The sequence below is a fragment of the Nocardioides sp. genome, assembly GCF_034670285.1.
In the GTDB taxonomy this organism is placed as follows: domain Bacteria; phylum Actinomycetota; class Actinomycetes; order Propionibacteriales; family Nocardioidaceae; genus Nocardioides.
The window spans coordinates 1-3,664 of record NZ_JAXMNS010000378.1 but is presented as its reverse complement, the minus strand read 5'-3'; the positions used below and the strand labels follow the sequence as shown (position 1 = coordinate 3,664).

Annotated in this window: 5 protein-coding genes and 1 pseudogene; 2 read left to right on the top strand and 4 right to left on the bottom strand. The window is 70.3% G+C overall.

The window, feature by feature from the left end; genetic code table 11:
- Both VOI19_RS16175 and VOI19_RS16170 read left to right on the top strand, forming a co-directional pair.
- On the top strand, positions 1–261 hold a 261-nt coding region (locus VOI19_RS16175; protein ID WP_323793993.1), incomplete at its 5' end, for a matrixin family metalloprotease.
- Positions 261–884 carry a hypothetical protein gene (locus tag VOI19_RS16170; RefSeq protein ID WP_323793992.1) on the top strand — a complete coding sequence of 208 codons (624 nt, stop codon included), beginning with the start codon at positions 261–263 and terminating at the stop codon, positions 882–884. The genes VOI19_RS16175 and VOI19_RS16170, both read left to right, overlap by 1 nt.
- On the opposite strand, the gene VOI19_RS16165 is transcribed toward VOI19_RS16170, so the two are convergent.
- The 4 genes and pseudogenes from VOI19_RS16165 to VOI19_RS16150 all read right to left on the bottom strand — a co-directional run.
- On the bottom strand, positions 872–1,978 hold the full coding sequence (locus tag VOI19_RS16165; RefSeq protein ID WP_323793991.1) for a sterol desaturase family protein: 1,107 nt from the start codon (positions 1,976–1,978) through the stop codon (positions 872–874). The two genes, VOI19_RS16170 and VOI19_RS16165, sit on opposite strands and share 13 nt — an antisense overlap.
- Positions 1,979–2,352: 374 nt before the next feature.
- Positions 2,353–2,736 carry an HNH endonuclease signature motif containing protein gene (locus VOI19_RS16160; RefSeq protein WP_323793994.1) on the bottom strand — a complete coding sequence of 128 codons (384 nt, stop codon included), beginning with the start codon at positions 2,734–2,736 and terminating at the stop codon, positions 2,353–2,355.
- Positions 2,737–2,745: 9 nt separating this feature from the next.
- Positions 2,746–3,450, bottom strand: a pseudogene (locus VOI19_RS16155) (DUF222 domain-containing protein); the annotation flags it as partial.
- 18 nt (positions 3,451–3,468) lie between these two features.
- Positions 3,469–3,664: hypothetical protein (locus VOI19_RS16150; RefSeq protein WP_323793990.1), on the bottom strand; the 196-nt coding region annotated here is incomplete at its 5' end.

The window sequence follows — 3,664 nt, the reverse complement described above, 5'->3', positions numbered from 1 at the left end:
CTCGAGATCGCTCAAGGGGTCGTCGCACTCGACAGCACCGAGCCGCTCACGGAGTCGTACGCCGCCAAGGGCCTCGTCGCCTGGGGCCAGATCATGGTGCACGAGATCGGCCACGCGGTCGGCCTCGCTCACACCGACGCCCGGGACCAGCAGATGTACGGCGTCGCGACCACCGCGAACGCCAGGTTGGGCAAGGGCGACCTGCGTGGGTTCGAGCTGGTCGGGCTCGGCCAGGGTTGCTGGGACCAGGGGGCGCGCTGATGGGTTGGACTCGTAGTCCGTGGATGCGGCTGATCGCGCTCGCGATCGGTGTGGCGCTGGTGGTCACCGAGGTCGGCGAGCGCGGCGCGTTCTTCTGGCTCGGGATCGCGATCGTCGTGCTCAACGGGATCGGACTCGTGGCGATGGTGCTGGCCGGTTCGGGCCCTGCCGTCGTCGCTACTGAGCGGCCCGAGCGGCCCGAGCCCGCGCGTGAGGAGGTGGACGTGACGCTCGCCGAGCTGCGCGACCTGCCGAGCGTCGCCCAGGCCCTGGCCGCAGCGCCTCCGCAGTGGCGCCAGGTGACCTACTTCGACGACGCCTTCGACCCCACGGACCTGCCGTGGCTCGCCGACTACGTGTGGCTCACCACCGAGGACGACGGCTGGGGGCTCGGCCTCGGCGACGAGGTGAAGCCGTACGTTGACCTCGACATGGACGAGTCGGACGACCCGGTGCTCACGGTCTTCACCGCCGACCCTCGCGTGGCCACCGCCTACCACGAGGACCGCGAGGTCTACCGGGTCGAGACCGGGACGCCGATGACGACCGAGGAGTTCGCCGTCCTCGCGATCGAGGCGCTCAGCGCGCACCACCTGCGGGCGGCCGGCGGTCAGGCCACGTAGTCGTCGTAGGTGGTCCTACTGCTGAACGGCATCAAGTGCTGGGCAACGATTCCGTTGGGCACAGTCTCGAGCTTGAGCACGCCGTACTCCTCGGGCCAGGACCCGTCGCGAGGCAGCTTGAAGGAGCCCATCAGCATGTCGACCAGCGGCAGGTGGATGGCGTAGTTGCGGTCCCAGTAGTCGACGTGACGCGCGTGGTGCCAGTGGTGGTAGCGCGGCAGCACGATCAGGTACTCGAGCCAGCCGAAGCGGACGCCGATGTTGGCGTGCGCGACCACGGCCTGGAGGCCGACGAGGACGACGTAGGCGTTGACGGCGGCGGTGGAGAAACCGAGCACCAGGAGCGGCAGCAGCACGATGCTGCGCGTCAGGACGGTCTCGACGAAGTGGATGCGCGAGCCGGCGAGCCAGTCGAGGTCGCGGCTGGAGTGGTGCACCGCGTGGAAGCGCCACAGGGTCGAGATGCGGTGGTAGGCCCGGTGGAGCGTCGCCTGCGCGAGGTCGGCGACGAGCACAGCCAGCAGGAACTGCGCCCAGCCCGGCATCGCGCCCACGACGTCGCTCACGGCCGGGAGTGCGACCCGCGCCGCGACGGTGGACGTCGACGCGGTCACGGCCAGCAGGATGAACTGCACGAAGACGTGGCTCAGGAAGAAGTAGGTCACGTCGGTGCGCCACCCATTGCGGAGCACCGGCGTCTGGCGGTGGGCGAGGTACTGCTCCAGCGGGATGAAGACGAGCGCCGAGAAGAACAGCGACAGCACGAACCAGTCGAGCCCCAGCGAGTACGGCGTCTGCTCGAAGTCGCCGACCTCCACGCTCGTCCCACCGAGGAGTACGGCGGCCGTCGCGGCGGCGAGGCCGGTCAGGGCGACCGGGCGGCTCTGGTCACGCAGGACCGCGGCCGTGCCGAGTACGAACGTGGCGATGAGCCCGACCAACAGGGTCGCGCGGGCGAAGTCGGCGGTGTAGACGGCCCGGAGCTCCTGGCTGGTCAGCTGCTCGGGGAAGTGGAAGCAGAGGACCGTGAGGAGGGCCAGGGTCCCCAGGAAGCAGGCGGCGTACGGCAGGAAGAGGCGGTGGGTGAGGAGCATGGGCCGACGCTAGGAGCGGGGGTGGGTGCAGCACGTGAGCCGACGTACTCAAGTGCTGGGGTCGATTCAGATTTCGATTGATCGAAGTCGGAAGGCAGGGCATCGCTGGCACGCCCGCCACGCACTCCGAGATTCGATGGGGCTTTCCGCCCAGGTAGACGCATCTGCCTGTCCGACCTGAACTCTGCGGTACCCCGCTGTCACCTGCTGGCAGCCACGTACCGCATTGATTCCCGAGCATCGTGGAATGCCGGCCAAGGGACGAAGTTCACCGCGCGGCGGCGCGGCCGGGGCCGCACATGGACGAGGCGTGGCGAGGAATCGTCGTGTGTTCGCTGGCGTGGGCGGGTCGCGCCAGCGATCTTTGCGACGAATCAGGCAGCGCACTCGAACCCGATGCTGAAGTCGGGTGAGTAGAGGTCGACCACGATGCGACGGCCGCGAGTCCGCGAGGGCTGGGGTAGATCCGGTGCGCGGGATCTGAGTCGGTGGCCGGTGGGGAGGGTGGTCTCGACCTGGTGCTGCTCGCCGGGTGGCCCGATCGGCCTGGCCGACCACCCCGGGGCTTCCTTGGCGTAGTTGCACTGCGCGCAGAGGCCCTGGCCGTTGTCGGCGGTGGTCGGGCCTCCCGCGAGCAACGAGCGGACGTGGTCGTGGTGGCGGATTGGTGCGTCGCACCACGGCGTGCGGCAGGTCTGGTCGCGCAGGTCGAGGAAGAGGGCGAGATTCTTGGGGAACGCGGTGCTCACCGAGTCCATCGACATGAGCCGGCCGGTGGAGGCGACGTAGAGGCGCCGGAGCGTCGCGATGGCGTCCTGCGTCGCGGTGTCGACCAGGTTGCGCGCGGACGCGGCGGGTACCGGCCCGAGGTCGGCGAGCCAGGCCGGCTCCGTGCCGCCGGCGAGCAGCGCCTCGTCGGAGACCGTGAGGTTGACGTGGACCGGCACCGCGTCGGCCTTTGCCTGGCCGGTCACCCGCTCGACGAGTGTGTCGGCCATGATCTGGCCGCGGCTGCGCTCGTCGCCCTGGCCGGTGAGGGTGTCGGCGACGGTCTTGAGTGCTGCCCAGACCGCGACCCCCTGGGCCACCGGCAGTACCGCACTGACGATCGCCATGGTGTCGGGCGCCGGGCGGATGCTGACGCGCCGGGCGTTCTCGGACTGTGCCTTGCGCTTCACCTGGGCGGCTGCGTCCAACCGGTCCGCGAGCCGCCGGGCCGCTGCGCCCAGACGCCGGTCGCCCCAACCCTCGACCTTCGTCGGGTCGGCAAGCAGCTCGGCGTCGATGTGGCGCCGGTCCTCTACAGACAGGCACGCGGTCTCGCGCACCAGGATCGTGGCCCGCCACTCCGAGAGCTGTCCGGCCTCCATCGCCGCCATCGTGTGCGGCATCTCGGTGACGACGGCCTTCGCGAACCCGAGGTGGCGCCCGCCTCGGAACGGCGACTCGCGTCGGGCGGCGGCGAGCTGGGAGGCGACGCCGCGACCCTGCTAGGCCGGCGGGAGCTTGAGGTCGCTGTGACGCTGTCGCACGGCGGCATCGAGGCCGACCGCCAGTCGCGCCTGCGCTGCGGCCGCTCGGGTCTTGAGCTCCTCGAGTAGCCGGACCCGGTCGACGAGCTCGCTCTCGCTGAGCTCCTCGTCGGTCAGTCCTTGAATCCACGCCTCCACGTCGGCAGCGCTGAGC

What these genes read in the sequence shown, in the direction of transcription:
- VOI19_RS16170 (WP_323793992.1), top strand. Translation starts at nt 261, where the DNA reads ATGGGTTGGACTCGTAGTCCGTGGATGCGGCTGATCGCGCTCGCGATC.
- VOI19_RS16165 (WP_323793991.1), bottom strand. Translation starts at nt 1,978, where the DNA reads ATGCTCCTCACCCACCGCCTCTTCCTGCCGTACGCCGCCTGCTTCCTG.
- VOI19_RS16160 (WP_323793994.1), bottom strand. Translation starts at nt 2,736, where the DNA reads ATGGACTCGGTGAGCACCGCGTTCCCCAAGAATCTCGCCCTCTTCCTC.